Source organism: Erythrobacter sp. JB1-7, assembly GCF_057365015.1.
Window position 1 is genome coordinate 1,486,472 of sequence record NZ_CP200291.1, and the last position, 18,226, is coordinate 1,504,697.

Sequence of the window (18,226 nt, forward strand, 5' to 3'; positions counted from 1 at the left end):
AATGGCTTTCTGGCTTGCGAAAATACGCCATTCACAAGAATCGAGCTACATTCAGCGCTTTGACCCGCGTTTTTGGACCGTCAATTTCCCGCGTCCCGCAATGGCTTCCGTTGTTTCGACCGGGCCGGATTCTTTGCAGGTCGATCTTGAACTCCACCACGAAGGTGAATTGGTGGGTCTGATTTGGGAAAGTGTGGATACGCTTGACCATCCCCTTTTGGCTTACACAACCAGCAAAGACTACTCGCACACCACGCTGAGTTTTCGCTGGCAGTCCACCAATACTGTACCACTCGATCAACCATTCGGTCCGACATTGACCATTGAAGGGCGCGACGCACAAGGTCAGTCGCAGACCTGGTATGTGAGGCTTTGGAACTACGCATCTGGTGACCCAGAAAACGCCATCGTTACGCTTCCGTTTTCACAACTTGAAAGCGGGTATGGGCTTCCCGGTATACCGATAAACGCTGCTGATATTGATCGGATGTTCATTTCGATTGTCGCCCCCGGTTATGTCGCTGGAAGCGATTTGCCATTGAGCCAGCGCGCAAATGGACGCGTCACCATCTCTCAAATCAATGCCGACGGCAAAAATGCCATGATCGAAATCGGTGACGTGCGCACACCCGTGCACGGCGAACGCATGGCAACGGCGTTTGACGACGCTTACAATCAAACCCCGGCGCGTTTGGTGCGAAACACCATCGGACTGGGATACAGGGAAGACATCGTTCACTATGTTGGGATGAGCCATTTTATGCGGCTCGAGCGTCAAGGAGATGGATCTCTATTAGCGGATCAAGCAGGCACGCTTTGTGAGCCGGCTCGTGTTTGGCACGCGCACTTGTTTGAAGAGGCGCGAGTGTTCGATCTGGAAGTGATCGCTTCGATTTCTTACGAGCTCTTCAACGCGTATTGCCCAGATAGCTGGAAACAGCGGACCGCAAACGGAGATCCCGCTCTTACTGGATGGGTTCCACCATCAAGCTTGTTATCGCCTGCGAATAGTGATGCGATGAGTTGGGTTGCAAACAGTGCGGCAGAATTTGTCGACTTGCTGGAAAACGCCGGTCAGCCAGTTCGCTTTCAAATAGGCGAGCCCTGGTGGTGGGTTACAACAGCAGGCGAGATCTGCTTGTACGATGATGCCGCAAAATTGGCTTTTGGCGAAAACGCACCAGCGATCAATGACATGCGGGCCGCGCTATCACCGCAACAGATGGACTTGCTTGACAGTGCCGGGGCAATGCTCGCGCAGTCGACAGCGGATCTAACCGCTTCAATCCGCAGCGCAGCCACCAATTCTGCGGAGATATTGCTGCTGGCATTCACGCCCACAATACTCGATCCTAAAATGCCCGAATTGCACCGCGCCAACCTTCCGTTAGGTTGGGCAAAGCCCGCTTTTGATAGGCTGCAACTGGAAGACTATGATTGGCTCACGGCGGGCGCGGCAGCTTCCAGAAGAGATGCCTACGCTTTTGTCGATGACCGTCTCGGTTATCCCCTTGCCGATCAAGATTACCTGTCGGGATTTGTCCTCAATGCCCAAGATGCAGAGCCATATTGGGCTCACATCGATCTTGGCCTCGATGAGGCAGCCGCGCGCGGCGTGTCGCGCAGATATGTGTGGGCCATGCCGCAGATATGCCGCGATGGATACACCCGCCTAGCTCTCAGTGAGGAAGAAAATATGCAAGCCATTGATGACGTGCTTTACCCTTTCGCCCTTGGTAGAGGCACGGCAGTTGCCCCGGAATTTTCAACGTCTGTTTCTGTAACAGCGTCAGGTCACGAACGACGCAATTCCTTGTGGTCGGATGCGCGGATCCACTTTGACGTGGGACCAGGCATTCGGTCCGAAGCAGAGCTTGCAGAGCTGATCGCGTTCTTCCGCGCTCGCCGCGGCGCTGCCAAAGGGTTTTTGATCAGCGACCCCTACGATCACAGCTCCAATGGTATGACGGGTTCTCCTACGATGCTGGATCAAAAAATCGGCACCGGCGACGGGCACAAAACAGATTTCCAATTGGTCAAAACGTATGGATCAGGCGAGGATCCTCAGCTGCGCCCCATAACCCGTCCAAGGCATAGCACCGTCAGCGTGAGCATAGATGGTGAACAGGTGACAGGGTGGACGATTAGCCCGACAGGTGCACTCAGGTTCAACGCCGCTCCCGCATCAGGAGCCGACATACGCGCTGGCTTTCTTTTTGATGTGCCGGTTAGGTTTGCAGAGGACCGGATAGACATCTCCGGGGTCAATTTCACAGCGGGCGAAGCGCCGAGCGTTCCCTTGATCGAGCTGCGGGAGGTTGCATGACCCGTGTATTTTTTAATCGGGAGCTGGATACAGTCGCTATGATCTGGCGCATCTACCGGCCAGACGGGGTTGCGCTCGCATTTACAAGCCATGATCGAGACATTGTGTTTGATGGAATACGCCATCACGCTGCACCCGGAATGGTGCCGGCAGCCATTCGGCTGACATCCGACTTGACCGATGACAATGCTGAAGTGGAAGGCATGTTGACGCACGATGCCATTCGCGAAAAGGATTTGTCTGCAGGGCTGTTTGACAATGCGTCGATTGAGGTTGGCGCGGTTGATTGGGAAACTCTTGAGAACCGAATTCTCTATTCCGGGAAAATCGGGTCAATCAAAGATGATACTCGCGGCTTCACAGCCGAACTGCGCTCAGCAAAGTCTGTGCTTTCTCGCGACCTTGTACCTCGCACTAGCCCAACCTGCAGGGCCGAATTTTGTGGGCCAAGATGCGGCCTTTCAGCACAGCGTTTTACGACTATCAGAACGCTTTCAGCCATCGACTTTGATGCCAACAATATCGAATTCGATAGCTTGAACACAAGCGATTATGCCGATGGTCAAGTTCGGTTTTTAGATGGACCGCAAACAGGCATTGTCTTCGGGATCGTTGCAACCGACGGAGCGAGCCTGCTGCTCGACAGACCCTTAAAAGAAGGCACGCAGATCGGAACCAAAGCCGAGATCAGAGAAGGCTGCGATCACACCCACTCAGCCTGTGCATCACGATTTGACAATATCCTCAATTTTCGCGGTGAGCCTCATCTGCCGGGCAATGACCTATTAGCGCGGCACGGCTAGAATTTGACAAAATCAACCACCGATGGGGAGCACCTCGTAGCTGCCGCGAGGGAGCTTATCGGGACACCCTTTCGGCTTCAAGGCAGAGACCCGAAAACGGGCTTGGATTGTGTAGGATTGGTGCATGCGAGCCTCCAAGCAATAGGAATACACCCCTCACCCATTCACGGCTACCGTTTCCGAAACACGGCGGTAGAAAGTTGGTTAGAGCAAGCGTCACAATGCGGCCTTGTCCCGGCTTGTGACGAAATTCGGGCCGGGGACGTCCTATTGATCAGCCCTGGTCCCGCGCAGCAGCACCTCATTATCTGCAACACGCAGAACACTTACATTCACGCGCATGCCGGATTGCGACGAGTCGTCGTTCAATCTCTGGATGTTTCTTCACTCAACTTGATCATGTCGTGGCGACTTGCTCAGAATTGAAAGGTTTGACCTTGGCAACTCTAGTTCTTTCAGCTGTCGGATCTGCCGTTGCGGGCCCCTTTGGATCTGCGATCGGTGGCCTTATCGGCCGACAAGTCGATCAAGCGGTATTTGGAGGCGGATCAATTGAAGGGCCGCGCCTCACCGAGCTATCGGTGACTACGTCTAGCTATGGCCAAGCAATCCCGCGACGCTTTGGTCGAATGCGCGTTGCTGGCACGATTATCTGGGCAACCGACCTCGCCGAAAGTTCAGAGACCCAAGGCGGCAAGGGACAGCCATCCAGAACCAACTACAGCTACACAGTCTCATTCGCCGTTGCCATTTCCAGCACTCCGATCTCCGATGTTGGACGAATATGGGCCGACGGCGATTTGCTTCGCGGTGCGCAAGGTGATCTTAAAGTCGGAGGATCAGTTCGTCTTTATCTGGGCAGCGGCGACGACAACGCCGACCCTTTGATAGAGGCGGAGCTTGGCGCTGATGCTCCTGCATTCAGAGATTGCGCTTATATTGTCTTTGAAGACTTGCAGCTCGAAGAATTTGGCAATCGCATTCCAGCACTGACCTTCGAAGTGTTTGGGCTGGATGATGCGCAAGTCTCACTTTCAGATATCGTGCCATCAAATCAGGATTCGCAAAACCATGCAATCCTTGAGCATGCGCTCGGTTTCGCCGACGAAGGCGGCCCCGTATCAAGCGCGCTAACGGCAATTGATCGCGTCTACCCACTTGTTGCTATCAGCAGTTTAGACGGAGTGACCGTGCAATCTCTGGGTGCGGCTGCTGAATCAGTGCCAATTTTGCCCGAGCAAATGGCTTTGGACGCCGCCGACGCTGACGAAAGGCACCGACAACGCGGGGAACTTGCCGCTCGAGAACCAATCTCACTTCGTTATTATGATGAAGAACTCGACTACCAACCAGGCGTTCAGAGGGCATTGGGCCGGCGAGGCGGTGGGAGTGAAGTCATGATTGATTTGCCAGCCACGATCACTGCTGAGGGCGCAAAGCAATTGGTCAATTCAAAGGCGCACCGGTCAAGATGGCTTCAGGAACAGATCACATGGCGCACATTTGAATTGGATCCCGCAATCGGCCCAGGTGCATTTGTTAGACTCCCGGACTATTCGGGTATCTGGCAAGTGGTCGCTTGGGAATGGTACGAACGCGGCATTGAATACACCCTCCAGCGCGCGGCGCCTGAACTCGCTAATGCCGTCGGATCCGCTTCCGGAACCGCAAAAATTGCGGCCGACATCGCGCTGACCCCGACCATATTGCGCGCGGTCGAAGTGCCCCAATCCGCAACCGATAATTCATCGCAGCGGGTCATTTATGCAGCTGCGACGTCATCAGGTTCTGCGTGGCCTGGCGCGTCATTGTATGTTGAGCAGAACGGATCGCTGATCCCAATCGGGACTTCAGGGAGTAGACGAGCGATTTCCGGCTCGCTGGTCACTGCGCTTTCTAGCTCACAATCGTTAATGATCGAGCCCTCCAGTTCGTTGGAAGTCCAACTGCCCGCGAGCGATTTGAACTTCGAAGAAACCAGTATCGCAGGATTGGCATCTGGAGCCAACCAGCTGTTAGTTGGCGCAGAAATAATGCAGTTTATGCATGCCGAATCAATAGGCGGCAACCGCTGGAGATTGTCAGGGCTGCTGCGCGGGCGGGCGGGTACCGAGGACTTTGCGTTAGCTGGTCACGCGATAGGGACAGATATAACTCTCTTGGACAACCGCATCACATCGCTGAACCCCGCACTCGTGCCAGCCGATCAGTCCACTCGTATAGCCGCGATTGGCCCGGCCGATACAGACGCAGCAATCACCGAATTTCAAAACCCTGGACTGTCGCTTAGACCGCCGACGCCCGTCCACCCGCGCGCTTCAACCGAAAGCGATGGCACAATAACCTACTGCTGGGCTCGGCGGGCTCGGGGAGCGTGGCGCTGGGAAAATAGCGTTGAAACGCCGCTCGTCGAAGAACAGGAATCATACCTGATCGGCTTCGGGCCAGTTGCTACGCCGCACGCAACTTGGAACTCACAAACTAATAGATTTTCCATTTCCGGCCCGGTGAACGATCAGCTCATCGCCGATTTCGGGCCTAGCGATTTGTGGGTCAAACAAATCGGCACTTACGCCCAGTCACCAGCGCTTTTGCTAGACAATCTCGCCTAAATCCCAGGAGACCATAATGTCTGAACCATTCTCATTCGCTTCTGAAAGCAGAAATTTCTCGTTTCCGCTTCTCTTCTCTGGCCAAGCGCAAAAAGAGCCCTTCGTGAACGAGACGTTCACGATGATTGATGCCCTGCTGCCAAGAACGATCAATGCGTCCAGATCCGTGCCGCCATCAAGCTCAAGTGATGGCGATAGTTTTCTTGTATTGAACCCTGCGGCAGGTGATTGGGCCGGACAAGACGATACGCTTGCGTTGCGGATCGCGGGTGCATGGCGATTTATTGATCCGATCGAAGGTATGTCAGTATTTGATCGTGAAGCTGGACAGTACGCCTTTTATCGTTCGTCTTGGGAATTCGCATCCGAACCGAGTCCACCCACTGGCGGGAGCGTAGTAGACGTCGAAGCACGAGCCACTGTGAACCATCTTATCGAAGTTTTAAGAGAGGCTGGTGTTTTTGCTGATACTACGCCTTAGCCGTGTGTCGAAGATACTTCGCCAGCGGTTTTAAAGCCACTAAACAACCTGAGACCTACCGGTTTTCCGTCGTTTTTTCTCAGCGAGCAAGGGTTAGCGGCAAAGATGCAACAGTTTGGACAGAATGTCCGCTTGCCACTGCGGTAGGGAGAAGTTAGAGGACCATCGAGCCTCCATCTAAATAAAAGGGGAATTATAAAAATGCGCAATTTCGTCATAGGTATGGCGATGGCCTCCACCGCGCTCACCGCGCCAGCCATGGCCCGTGAAGGGCAATGGTATATCCAAGGTGACGGCGGAGCCATGATCGTCGAAGACGTTGATTTCGATATCGCGGGAACATCAGGCGGAGCTGCATTCGAAGCCCCCGGTGATGCAATCGCCGATTTCGATCCAGGTTATGATTTTGGTGCTGCTGTCGGTCATGACTTCGGCTCCTTCCGCTTGGAAGCCGAAGCCAGCTATCGTGCTGCAAACTTGGACGAACTGTCCGCTGGTTCTGCCGGACTGCAAATTCTTGCGCCAGGTACGACCACTACAACGTTCCCAACAGGGGCCTTTTCTGGCACCACACTTCCCGCAGCTGGCGAATTCAACGCGTTGAGCTTTATGCTCAATGGCTTGTTTGATTTCGGTCCAGATGACGGCGTTCAGGCTTTTGCAGGCGCCGGTATCGGTGTCGCGCGCGTTGACGTGAACGGAACTGCTTTCTTGGGCGGGCCCGGAGCGTTTGACGATTCGGACACAGGCCTTGCTTGGCAGATCCTCGCAGGCGTACGCGCGCCGCTGAATGACAGCTGGGATGCAGGCTTGAAGTATCGCTACTTTAACGCTGACGATGTGAATATCATCGATACGCGTGGGTTTGATCTCTCGTCCGGAATCAGCTCGCACTCATTGATGGGTTCGATCATTTACAACTTTGGCGGCGAAGCACCTCCACCGCCTCCGCCGCCACCGCCACCGCCACCGCCGCCACCGCCGCCGCCACCGCCGCCACCGCCGCCACCGCCGCCGGCTCCGGTTTGCAACACAAGGTCCCTACATCGTGTTCTTCGACTGGGATGAGTCGGTGTTGACAGCGGATGCTACAACAGTGCTCGACGCAGCTGTGACAGCCTACGCAAACTGCGGTAATGCAAGCGTTATGCTTGCTGGCCACGCTGATCGTTCGGGCAGTGTAAGCTACAATGTGGGCTTGGCAGAGCGTCGTAACGCTTCTGTTCGCACTTACCTTACTGGTAAGGGCGTTCCAGGAACTCGCATTAGCGCTAACGCGTTTGGCGAAAGCCAACCTAAAGTTCCGACAGCAGACGGTGTGCGCGAGCCGCAAAACCGCCGAGTTGAAGTTTCCTACGGTCCGGGCTCCGGAATGTAAGAACACGAAACTTTGTTGTAACAAAGAAGGGGGCCAAGTTAATCGCTTGGTTCCCTTTTTTGTGTTTGGTTTAATGGGCGAAATCACAAAGAAAGGCGTTGCCTTCATCATAGGTAACGCCAAAAAATTCTTGAGCTGAAATCAGATGGGCTCACCTGAAGACCGAGCTCGCTCCAACATTGTCTCGATTGCCTTTGGCACAAGCTGAAGAGCAGGGATGAATAGAACCACGACAACCAGGCTTGGTAGAACCCCTCGTGACAAATCGTCACCACCTGTGGCGGATACGTATCCCACCATACACGAGCCAAGACCAAGGCTAAAAAGTAGGGTTGCAAGGAAAAAAGTAACCGTAACGACCCCGCGCATACGCGGCAAAACCAACGCTTGGTTGCTTGCGGCAGCTGCACCAAGCGCAGAGCCAATCGACAGATTGGCCAAGAAACTTGTACATCTAAACCGGCCTAAGCTATCTTACGTGACGGCTATGTAAATTGCCGGCAATGGAGCAAGTAGGCCAAAGATGATCACCCATATTCTGGCATTTGCACGTCTCTTCAACACGCGATCCTCCGGTCAAACGAAAAGTCGCTAGATCTCTGGCTTTCAACCCGGGAGCCGAGCTAAGAACCGCTTAGTAACCAACCGCAAGAAACAGCCATTAGTCAGATACCCAGCCAGGCAAATGTTAGCCGGTGAAGCACAATATTGGTTAGAGCGAACGCGGCGAGCGCAAATCCCACTATTTCTATAACGTTTGCAGCCGGCGCTACAGGTCCCCGCATGAATGCACCGAAGATCGTAAGTGCTCGAATTACTTGGATTAGAACTCAAAAGAGACCGTTGAACGGTCGCGGATCTTCAGGCGAGGAGGCTTCATCTATTACACCTAGTACTTGCTCCCGCAGCGTCAAAACACAAGTAGCTCGGACAATTCCAGGAGGCCCAACCGATAGGGAGGCCGATTGCCAACCAACAATTCCGAAAGGCCCGCTCGCGGGATACGCAGCATTCCAATTTTCGAGAATCAAGGCCCCGATCAGGATCGCAAGACCGCCGCCCAGGTAAAGTCCGGACGAATAGATCGCTCACGCCGTTGCGCGTACACGAGCGGGAAGCTAATCAGATGTCATGGAATAGGCAGATGGACTTGCAGTCGCCTCTCCCACGCCGACGCGTAGTCTAGCGACAGTCAAAGCGGTGGCATGCTTTGCCAATCCGGACAAAGCAGTCATTGCTGACCATAGAATTAGGCCTATTGTCAACAAACGAACCCCGATTCCAACCATCGGCCAATTTTCCGAGGGGGATCCCAAATAGAGAATAAAATACGACGAAAGCGTTGCTTTAGAGGAAACTAAGATAGGAAACGTCAACGCCGAGATCCGCCTTAATGTCATTCGCCAGGACCAGAAGAATCTGCCGATCTACAAAATTAAGCACGTTAACCCGCACGAGCACGCTTAAGGCGTGCAAACTGTAAGCTGGCACAGGCTGATCTACTTGAGCAGGCTCCGGCATTGCTTCGTCAGACCAAATTATTTCACACGCATTCCGCTATTCATGCGATCGCGGACCGGCCTAGCGTCAGGCTGAATAAAGTGCACTATCCTTGATTTGCGCTTCAGCAAAACCCTTTCTGCGCAATCGGCACGAATCGCACAGGCCACAGGCCAGACCTTCTCGGGTAGGATCGTAACATGACCAGCTCCAGGCGGGGTCTAAACCAAGCCGCTCCGTCTCTTTTGCAATATCAGACTTAGTATGATGCTGAAGCGGCGCATGGATCGAAAAAGGTTCACCTTCAACGCCTGCTTTGGTGCCCAATCGCGCAGTTTCCGCAAAACTTGAAATAAACTCCGGTCTGCAGTCGGGATAGCCTGAGTAATCGAGTGCGTTGACGCCGATGAAAATATCCCTCGCTCCAGCTGCTTCCGCACAAGCTGTCGTCAAAGCAAGAAACACCAGGTTTCTTGCCGGCACATAAGTGACCGGAATATCCTCCCCCACTCCAATTTTTGGCACATCAATCGCATCAGTCAGTGCAGAGCCTCCAAAGGCTCTTAAATCCAGGTTGAGTTCGGTGTGATTTGCCAATTTGAGCTCTTTGACGATGCGCTTGGCCGCACCTAGCTCTCGCCTGTGGCGCTGGCCGTAGTCAAGCGTTAGTGCATGCACCTGAAAGCCCTGTTCTTGGGCGAGCGCGGCCGTTACCATTGAGTCCAGCCCGCCTGAAAGCAGGACGACGGCTATGGGCGGAGAGTGTGTCGATATCTGTTCGGTCATTGCGCACCCGGATTAGCCGGGTATGGGCAACTTACAATGCCCAAAGTTATTGCGCGCAATTACCCGTCCGGCGTGCTTCGGCAGCGAACTGGAAGGGAGCGCCGCCAGCAATCCCCTGACTTTCTACCTGCACCAGATCGCGACTTTCACGGCGCAGATCCGTGCGTCCATAGCCATCGCCGCGGCAGGTGTATTGGACTGTTGCTCGCGATGCGCTGTCATTCACCACAAACTGGCTGCAATCTGAACGGGTGTGGCGCAGTTGGATCAATTCCTGACCCGTTTTGACGCAAATCTTGCGATCTGCCGAGCCATCTCGAAATTTGATCGTCCATTCGCCCTTGGCCAGGCTCCCAAGCATTTCCAGCTCCGCGTCCGCGCCTTGTGCGACAGCCGCAGCCGTGCCTGAGCCCAATACGAGCCCGGCACCAATCGCCGCGGTCACAAGAAATTTTGGCTGTTTAAAGAACATTCGGTTTCTTTTGCTCAAAAGCCCCAAAGATGATTGCATATCTTAGCGTGTATCGGCGAAGCGTTCTTAATTAACGATGAATTGAGCTTCACCCAGTTCAAACACCTTTGAACAAAACGCGCAATCCACTGCGATGATCCCTTCATCGTTTCGCATTTCTGCTCGCTCAGCTTCGGGAAAACGGGCGAGGACTGAGGCGTAATAGTCCGCGCTGCAGCGGCATCCGCGCGTCAGGCTCGCGCCCGGCTGGATGCGCACCTCGTCCTCTTCGTGGAACAATCGCCACACGATCCCTTCCATGGATAGGCTTTGATCGACCAGTTCATCGTGGCTGATTGATGCCGCCATGGTCGATGCATGCTCCCAATCGGGATGGTCCATGCGAACATGCAGCCGCTCGCGCCCCTCTTCGCCGTCGGCCAGATGCTGGATCAGCAGCCCTGCCGCCAGCCGCCCTTCGCCGCTCGATTGGCTGGCGACGCGCACCAAAGTCGGCAATTGTTCTGACTGACTGAAATAGGTCTCTACGGCCTGCGCCAAAGTGTCCCCTTCGAGCGGGACAATCCCCTGATACCGCTGATCTGCGCCAGTTTCGAATGTGATCGCCAGGTATCCCTCCCCAAACAGAGCAGAAAGCGGCGGGTTTGCGCCCAGGTTTTCGAGCGCTATTGCGTCGAAATCGGCATAGCCGCGCATTTCTCCGCCGCGAAAATCGCACACCAGCAGCGATACGGCGCCCGATTGCGTTTGCGCTTGCATGGTCAATTGCGCTTCTTCCCCCTCGCCTTTTAGCAGGCCGCCCATCAGCGCGCCCAGCACCAGCGCCTCGCCCAAGAGATGCGTTATGGGCGCAGGGTAATCGTGCGCTGACAGCACATCATTGACCAGGCCATCCAAACGCACAGCGCGGCCGCGTACATTGCGCGATGGGATCGTGAAGCCGAGCAATTTATCGGCGAAGGTTTCTGTCAGGGTTTCAGATGGATTTGCCATCGCGGCAATATGGTGACGAGGACGGCGAAGGAGAAGGGGCTTTCACCGCTTCTCCCGCACCCCGCCTCGCCAAAACCTCTGCCTACAACAGGCCAAACGCCCAAAGCAGCACCGATTTCTGCGCGTGAAGGCGGTTCTCAGCCTCGTCAAAAACGAACGATTGAGCGCTTTCAAAAACCTCCTCGCTCACTTCCTCGCCCACATGGGCAGGCAGGCAATGCAAAAACGCCGCATCCGGTTTCGCCAGTGCCATCAGCGCGCTGTTCACCTGAAAGGGCGCCATCGCCGTGCGTTTTTCGTCGGCATCGGCCTGACCCATCGAAATCCAGGTATCTGTCACCAGAACATCGGCCCCGCGCGCAGCAGCAGCGGCGTCCTGCGTGATAGTAACTAGGGATCCGCCCGCGCGCGCTTTTTCAACAAATTCAGCATCCGGTTCAAACCCGGCTGGCACGGCCACGCGCACGTTGAATTTGAACAGTCCCGCCGCTTCCAGCACCGAATGCAGCACATTGTTCCCATCGCCAAACCACGCCAGCTCCAGTCCCGGCAGCGCTTTGCCATGCTCTGCCAGCGTCAAAAGATCAGCGACGATCTGGCAGGGATGCGATCGGTCTGTCAGGCCATTGATGACAGGGACGAAAGAATGCTCGGCCATCTGCTCGATCTTGGCGTGATCATCGGTGCGCAGCATGATGCCATCGACCATGCGGCTCAGCACGCGGGCAGTGTCCGCGATGCTTTCCCCCCGGCCCAGCTGGCTTGATCCGGCTTCCAAAATCAGCACGCTGCCGCCCAATTGGCGCATGGCGATATCAAAGCTGACGCGGGTGCGAGTGGAATTTTTCTCAAACACCAGTGCCAGAACGCGGCCCGCCAAAGGCGCGTCTTTGTCAGCGGCACCCTTGGGCATGCCCTTACGAGCCGCTTTGCGATCAATTGCATCGGACAGCATGGCCGCGAGCGCATCCGCGCCTGCATCTTCCAGATCAAGGAAGCTTTGCACATTGGGCGCCAGATCCATCGGTTCGCTGGCCATTATGCAGGCTCTGGCACAGTAAAGCTGGCTGCCCCTGCGGATAGCTTGTCGAAAAACTCGTCAATTTCCGCGTCGTCAATTACCAAAGGCGGGATCAACCGCAGGGTCTGATCGCCGGCGGCCACAGTCAGCAATTGATGATTGTCGCGCAGATGGACAAAGAACGGGCGGCTTTCGACTTTCATCTTGATGCCCAGCATCAGGCCTTTGCCCCGCACCAACTCAAACAGATCGGGATAATTGCCGATAAACTGTTCCAGCCGTGTGCGTATCCGTTCGCCCTTGTCGCGAACCGAGGCGAGAAATTCTTCATTTCCAACCGCATCCAGCACTGCGCTGCCGGCCGCCATGCCGAGCGGATTGCCGCCATAGGTTGATCCATGCGTGCCAAAAGTCATGCCGCGCGCGGCTTTTTCCGTGGCCAGCAATGCGCCCAGCGGAAAGCCGCCGCCCAACCCTTTGGCAGAAGCGAGGATGTCGGGCTCAATCCCGTAATGTTCATGGGCATACAGCTTGCCTGTGCGGGCCATGCCGCATTGCACTTCGTCAAGGACGAGCATCAGATCATGCTCATCACACAAAGCGCGCAAGCCTTTCATAAAGCCATCGGATGCAGGCCTGATGCCGCCTTCGCCCTGAATCGGTTCGACCAGAAAGCCTGCGGTGTTTGGCCCCATCAGCGCCTTAGCGCTTTCCAGATCATCAAATTCTGCATATTTGAACCCGTCAAGCAGCGGGGAAAATCCGTGATGCATTTTCGTCTGGTTTGACGCGCTGATGGTCGCCATGGTCCGCCCGTGAAAGGCATTGGCAAATGTAATCAGTTCAAACCGGTTGGCATCGCCTTCATCGCCCACATTCTGATGATAGGCCCGCGCGCATTTGATCGCCGCCTCGACCGCTTCCGCGCCCGAATTGGTGAAGAACACAGTGTCTGCAAAAGTGTGATCGACCAATTGCTGCGCCAGCTTTTCGCCCTGCGGGCTACCATACAGGTTGGACACATGCATCAGCGTGCTCGCCTGATCCTGGATCGCAGAGATCAGCCCTTGGTGCGAATGGCCAAGCAGATTGACCGCAATGCCGCTGGCAAAATCGAGATAGCGTGTGCCGTCCTCGTCAATCAGGTGGCAGTGATCCCCGCTTACAGGCCGAACGCCGCAACGCGGGTAAACAGGCATGAGAGGCTTAATCGACATGAGTGATCCAATTCAATTGAGTAAATTTGAGTTCGCCTGATCCGCAAAAGCAAATGGCGACCCTTTTTGAAAGAGCCGCCATCGCTAATTTTGTATGGCCGCTCTCAATTCGGGTGAAACGGCCTGTCTGGTGAGTGTTCGTTTTAGCTTTGAACAGGCACCAGATTGACCGCAGAGTGCTTGCCCCGTCGGTCGACTTCAAGGTCAAATTCAAACCGTTCGCCTTCGTTGATGGCGGTCAGGCCAGAGCGTTCGACCGCGCTGATGTGAACGAACGCATCCGGCTGGCCATCATCACGCACGAGAAAGCCGAAACCCTTCATCGAATTGAAGAATTTAACCGTGCCTGTCGCTTTTTCGCCGGTCAGCTCACGCTTGGGCGGGCCAGCGTCAGCAGCGGGGGCCGCGATCACGTCGCCAACGATCTGAAGATCTTGTGCAGACACTTTGCCGCCGCGATCAACCAGGTTGAATTCCAGCTCTTGTCCTTCGGCCAGACCTTCAAGCCCTGCGCGTTCAACCGCGCTGATGTGCACGAACACATCTTCGCCGCCGGTTTCTTGCGCGATAAAGCCGAAGCCTTTTTGGCCGTTGAAGAATTTCACTGTGCCTTTGCCGGTGCCGACAACCTGGGCGGGCATGCGGTTGAAACCGCCGCCTCCGCCGCCGCCGCCGCCGCCAGGGCCGCCGCGACCACCACCGCCGCCGCCGCCGAAGCGATCACCGCCTCCGCCGCCGCCGCTGTAGCGATCACCACCGCCACCGCGAGAGCCACCGCCCCCGCCGCCATAGCGATCACCGCCGCGATCATTTCCAAAGTCGCTGGGCGGTGAGTATCCGTCCATACCGCCACCAAACGGATCAAAACCGTCTTCGCCGAAACCGTCGCGCTTATCCTTGCCGCGCCGACGTCCCCTATCGTAACCCATAACGCACTTCGTACCTTTAACCCTGTCCGCTTTCAAATGCGCCGGTGTCGGGGACAGTGCCGCGCCGGTCGCCGGTAATACGCTCAACGAAACCGAGCATAGCCGATGCTGGAAGGCATAGCGCACAAAGCACAGCTTTGCGAACGATTTAGCCTGCAAACCAAAGATGGCGCGAATATGTGACAATTTCGAACCCAATAGAGGGGTTTTAGGGGGTTTTTAGGGGGCTTTATCGCATCAAATGGTCTTTGCGACCTGTCCATTGCCTCCCTTGATGGCTGCGCGCATGGTGCAATGAAAGCGGGCGATTCGCTGAAAGGGGCGCGGCCCTCAACCATGAAAGTGCATATGCGATGAGCGATTTTAGACAATTGGCCGAGACTATGTTTGCAAGCCCGCAGCTCACGATTGCCGATATTGCCGCGGCGAGCGAGGCGGGCATCGCGCATATCGTCAACAACCGCCCCGATGGCGAGGAACCTGATGCGCCGCAAGGCGATGCGATTGCGCAGGCGGCCAGTGATGCCGGCATCGCTTACACCGCGATACCCATCGGCCATTCCGGCTTTAGCGAGGCGCAGATCGGCGCAATGTGCGACACACTTGCAGCAGCAGATGGCCCGGTGCTGGCCTATTGCCGGTCGGGCACGCGTTCGACCTTCCTGTGGGCGCTGGCGCAGGCGAAATCAGGCGGATCGCCCGATGAGATCACCCGCGCGGCCATGCAGGCTGGTTATGATATCAGCCCCATTCGCCCCATGCTCGATATGCTCAGCGGCCAATAGGCGCGCGTCATTTGCGATAATCGAGCGGCGGATTGCGATCCCCCAAAAGCGATTTGTACGTGTAATCGGCCCCGCGCGCGGCATCGAATTCCGCCCGAGCCGCCTTGCGCAATGCGGGATTGGTGTAAAGCTCCACCGCCATCAGCGTCATCGCCTTGGCCGCGACCTGCGCGCCTTTGTGCCCGATCGAGTGGCCGCTGGCTGCCACGGCCTGCCAGCTATGCGCGCTGGTGCCGGGCACCCAGGCGGCGGTGCGAACGCCCACCGTTGGCGTCGCATAAGACACATCCCCCACGTCAGTTGAGCCATAGCCCAGGCTTTTGCCATAAGCGCCAATCGTCTGCGCGCTGGACAAGGGTTTTGCCGCATCCCCCAGCGATTTCTGGATGTCGAGCGCCCATGCGCGTTCAGCCGGTGTGTATTCCACCCCGCCCACCATGCGCAATTTTGCATCCATCACTTTGGCCAAAGCTTCATTGACGAGCAGCGGGTTGTTGCCGTGGATGACTTCCCATTCGACCTTGGTGCCCGTGCCTGTTGCCGCACCGCGCGCCGCGTTTTCGAGCCGCGCCCACAATTGTTCGACCCCATCAGGATCGGGATGGCGGACATAGTAGAACACTTCCGCAAAATCGGGCACCACATTGGGCGCATTGCCGCCGCTGGTGATGACATAGTGCATCCGCGCATCCTGCGGCATATGTTCATGCAGCATATTTGCCATCATGTTCATCGCCTCCACCCCATCAAGCGCGGAGCGCCCGCGTTCCGGTGCGCCGGCTGCATGGGCGGAAATGCCTGAAAAACGAAACTTGGCCGAACGATTGGCGAGGCTGGTTTGAGCCGCTGCGCTGTTTTCATCATCGGCGTGCCAGTGGATCGCGATATCGACATCATCGAACATCCCGGCCCGCGTCATATAGACCTTGCCCGATCCGCCTTCTTCAGCGGGCGTGCCGTACAAGCGTACCCGGCCCGGCGTGCCGGTGGCCTCCAGCCATTTCTTGACCGCAATCGCCGCCGTCAGCGATCCTGCGCCAAACAGATTGTGCCCGCAGGCATGGCCTGCATGTTTGCCGTCAATCGGATCGCGGCTGGCCGATGCGGATTGGTTGATGCCGGGCAGCGCGTCCATTTCGGCAAGGATCGCGATCACCGGGCCGCCTTCGCCCCATTCCGCGACAAAGGCTGTGGGGATATCCGCAATCCCCGCTTCTACTGTGAACCCTTCGGCGGAAAGCTCTGATTGCAGCAATTGGGTGGAGCGGTTTTCAAGATAGCCAAGCTCGGCAAAATCCCACAGGCTTTGCGCAACGCGCGCAGTGCGGCTGGCCTCTGCCGACACCAGCATAACAGGATCGGGCGCCAGGCTGGCTGAATGATTGTCAGCGGTCAGCGGGGCGGCTGTCGCCGTTATCGATACCAAAGCAGCGGCGGCGCACAGGCGGGCAAATGATTTCATCGGTCTCTCCTTGCCCGGCAACTTGCCGCAATTGATCCGCCATGCCAATTGGCTTTGTGATGAACATCCCGGCGCCTTTGTTGATATTCGCCGGATCGCTTGCTGCGATCCTTGCGATTTATGGGCTGGCGCGCTGGCTGGGGCTTGGGGCAAAGCCTGCGCTTGATAATGATGAGGTCGTCCGCCGCGCCGCTGGCGAGGTTGAGGACGGATTTGACCCTGTTCGCATATCTGTATCGCGCAAAGGCGATGCCGCCTTGGTCCGCGATGAAGCCGGGCGCATCATGGTGATCAAACGCCATGGCGGGCAATTTGCAGGCCGCGTGCTGACAGGTGCTGCGCAGGCGCGCGAAAAGGTCGATGCGCTGATCGTCGATCCGGGCCGGGATGAAGCGCGCTTTGGCCCCGTTTGCCTTCAGCTTGATGATGCGGCCATTTGGGCCGATGCCATCAATCGGTTATAACGCCTGCGTACATGCCTGATTTTTCGCCCACTCAGATCGCCGTGCCGCTGTTCGTGATCGCCATTCTGGCCGAGATGATCTGGGCACGCCTGCGCGCGCCTGATGCCTATGAACCTATGGATACTCTGGTCAGCCTTGCTTTTGGTTTGGGATCAACGGTCGCGGGCGCGCTGTTTGGCGGATTGGCAGCGGCGCTGTTTATTGAGGCTTATGAATACCGCCTGTTTGATTTTGGCAGCGAGTGGTGGGCGGTGTGGTGGGCTTGGCCGGTTGCCTTTGTGCTGGATGATCTCAAATATTACTGGGTCCACCGCGCAGGCCACCGCATCCGCTGGATGTGGGCCGCGCATGTGAACCACCATTCCAGCCAGCATTACAATCTGTCGACCGCGCTGCGCCAGACATGGACGGGCGCGTTCACATTTGGATTGCTGTTTGCGCTGCCGCTGGTTCTGCTTGGGTTTCACCCCGCCATGCTGGCCTTTGTTGGCGGGTTTAACCTTGTCTACCAATTCTGGATCCACACCGAGGCCATCGGCAAAATGCCGCGCTGGTTCGAAGCGGTGATGAACACGCCCAGCCACCACCGGGTCCATCATGCGACCAATCCGCGTTATCTGGATCGCAATTATGCAGGCGTCTTTATCATCTGGGATAAAATGTTCGGCACATTCGAGCCGGAACGCAGTGACGAAGCGATCCGCTATGGCATCGTCAAACAATTGGGCAGTTTCAACCTGATCTGGTCGGTCTTTCATGAATGGATTGGGATGGTGCGCGATATTGCGCGCGCGCCGTGGCGGCACAAATTGTCCTATTTGCTGCGCGAGCCGGGATGGAGCCATGATAACAGCCGCGAGACATCAACCAGCATTCGCGCGCGCTGGATGAACCGCCAATTGGAGGCGCGAAATCCCGCAAGCCAGCACGGCGAGAGACCAGTGGCCGATCAAAACCCGATTGCGGACAGCGCCAAACCTGCTTAACCTTCTGGTCC

15 protein-coding genes and 1 pseudogene are annotated in these 18,226 nt (G+C 56.3%); 9 read left to right on the forward strand and 7 right to left on the reverse strand.

Annotated elements, in window-relative coordinates; all coding sequences use genetic code 11:
- The first annotated feature begins 1 nt into the window (after window position 1).
- The 6 genes and pseudogenes from AC0V6W_RS07200 (at window position 2) to AC0V6W_RS07225 (ending at window position 7,600) form a co-directional block, all read left to right on the forward strand.
- Window positions 2-2,326: a DUF2460 domain-containing protein gene (locus tag AC0V6W_RS07200; protein ID WP_486148566.1), complete on the forward strand. Its 2,325-nt coding sequence runs from the start codon at window positions 2-4 to the stop codon at window positions 2,324-2,326.
- Window positions 2,323-3,129, forward strand: coding sequence for a DUF2163 domain-containing protein (locus AC0V6W_RS07205; RefSeq protein WP_486148568.1), 807 nt, complete (start codon window positions 2,323-2,325; stop codon window positions 3,127-3,129). Before AC0V6W_RS07200 ends, AC0V6W_RS07205 begins: the two co-directional genes overlap by 4 nt.
- A gap of 3 nt (window positions 3,130-3,132) precedes the next feature.
- Window positions 3,133-3,555 (forward strand): NlpC/P60 family protein, encoded by a 423-nt coding sequence (locus tag AC0V6W_RS07210; protein WP_486148570.1) that lies wholly within the window; start codon window positions 3,133-3,135, stop codon window positions 3,553-3,555.
- Window positions 3,556-3,758: 203 nt separating this feature from the next.
- Complete coding sequence (locus AC0V6W_RS07215) at window positions 3,759-5,741, forward strand: phage tail protein (RefSeq protein ID WP_486148572.1); 1,983 nt, start codon at window positions 3,759-3,761, stop codon at window positions 5,739-5,741.
- A gap of 16 nt (window positions 5,742-5,757) precedes the next feature.
- Complete coding sequence (locus tag AC0V6W_RS07220; protein WP_486148574.1) at window positions 5,758-6,222, forward strand: DUF2793 domain-containing protein; 465 nt, start codon at window positions 5,758-5,760, stop codon at window positions 6,220-6,222.
- A gap of 201 nt (window positions 6,223-6,423) precedes the next feature.
- Window positions 6,424-7,600 (forward strand): annotated as a pseudogene (locus AC0V6W_RS07225) (OmpA family protein).
- Between the two features lie 1,587 nt (window positions 7,601-9,187).
- On the opposite strand, the gene queC reads toward AC0V6W_RS07225, so the two are convergent.
- The 6 genes from queC to AC0V6W_RS07255 all read right to left on the reverse strand — a co-directional run bounded on the left by queC (window position 9,188) and on the right by AC0V6W_RS07255 (window position 14,518).
- The gene (gene queC, locus AC0V6W_RS07230; RefSeq protein WP_486148576.1) at window positions 9,188-9,886 is read right to left on the reverse strand and encodes a 7-cyano-7-deazaguanine synthase QueC; all 699 of its coding nucleotides are present in this window, start codon (window positions 9,884-9,886) and stop codon (window positions 9,188-9,190) included.
- Between the two features lie 46 nt (window positions 9,887-9,932).
- Window positions 9,933-10,358, reverse strand: a complete 426-nt coding sequence (locus AC0V6W_RS07235) for a DUF3617 domain-containing protein (RefSeq protein WP_486148578.1) — start codon at window positions 10,356-10,358, stop codon at window positions 9,933-9,935.
- Window positions 10,359-10,424: 66 nt separating this feature from the next.
- Window positions 10,425-11,351 (reverse strand): Hsp33 family molecular chaperone HslO, encoded by a 927-nt coding sequence (gene hslO, locus AC0V6W_RS07240; protein WP_486148580.1) that lies wholly within the window; start codon window positions 11,349-11,351, stop codon window positions 10,425-10,427.
- An 82-nt stretch (window positions 11,352-11,433) separates the two neighbouring features.
- Window positions 11,434-12,390, reverse strand: a complete 957-nt coding sequence (gene argF, locus AC0V6W_RS07245) for an ornithine carbamoyltransferase (protein ID WP_486148582.1) — start codon at window positions 12,388-12,390, stop codon at window positions 11,434-11,436.
- Entirely contained in the window at window positions 12,390-13,589 is a 1,200-nt protein-coding gene (locus AC0V6W_RS07250) for an acetylornithine transaminase (RefSeq protein WP_486148584.1), read from the reverse strand. The genes argF and AC0V6W_RS07250 overlap by 1 nt, the downstream gene beginning before the upstream one ends.
- Before the next feature lie 143 nt (window positions 13,590-13,732).
- Window positions 13,733-14,518, reverse strand: coding sequence for a cold-shock protein (locus AC0V6W_RS07255; protein WP_486148586.1), 786 nt, complete (start codon window positions 14,516-14,518; stop codon window positions 13,733-13,735).
- 353 nt (window positions 14,519-14,871) lie between these two features.
- Here AC0V6W_RS07255 and AC0V6W_RS07260 point away from each other — a divergent pair, with 353 nt between their 5' ends.
- A complete protein-coding gene (locus AC0V6W_RS07260; RefSeq protein WP_486148588.1) occupies window positions 14,872-15,303 on the forward strand; it encodes a protein tyrosine phosphatase family protein in 432 nt (143 codons plus the stop codon).
- 7 nt (window positions 15,304-15,310) lie between these two features.
- On the opposite strand, the gene AC0V6W_RS07265 is transcribed toward AC0V6W_RS07260, so the two are convergent.
- On the reverse strand, window positions 15,311-16,765 hold the full coding sequence (locus tag AC0V6W_RS07265; protein WP_486148590.1) for an amidohydrolase: 1,455 nt from the start codon (window positions 16,763-16,765) through the stop codon (window positions 15,311-15,313).
- Window positions 16,766-16,806: 41 nt separating this feature from the next.
- On the opposite strand from AC0V6W_RS07265, the gene AC0V6W_RS07270 reads away from it, so the two are divergent.
- Window positions 16,807-17,229 (forward strand): hypothetical protein, encoded by a 423-nt coding sequence (locus tag AC0V6W_RS07270; RefSeq protein ID WP_486148592.1) that lies wholly within the window; start codon window positions 16,807-16,809, stop codon window positions 17,227-17,229.
- Window positions 17,230-17,240: 11 nt separating this feature from the next.
- Window positions 17,241-18,215 (forward strand): sterol desaturase family protein, encoded by a 975-nt coding sequence (locus AC0V6W_RS07275; protein WP_486148594.1) that lies wholly within the window; start codon window positions 17,241-17,243, stop codon window positions 18,213-18,215.
- Window positions 18,216-18,226 lie beyond the last annotated feature (11 nt).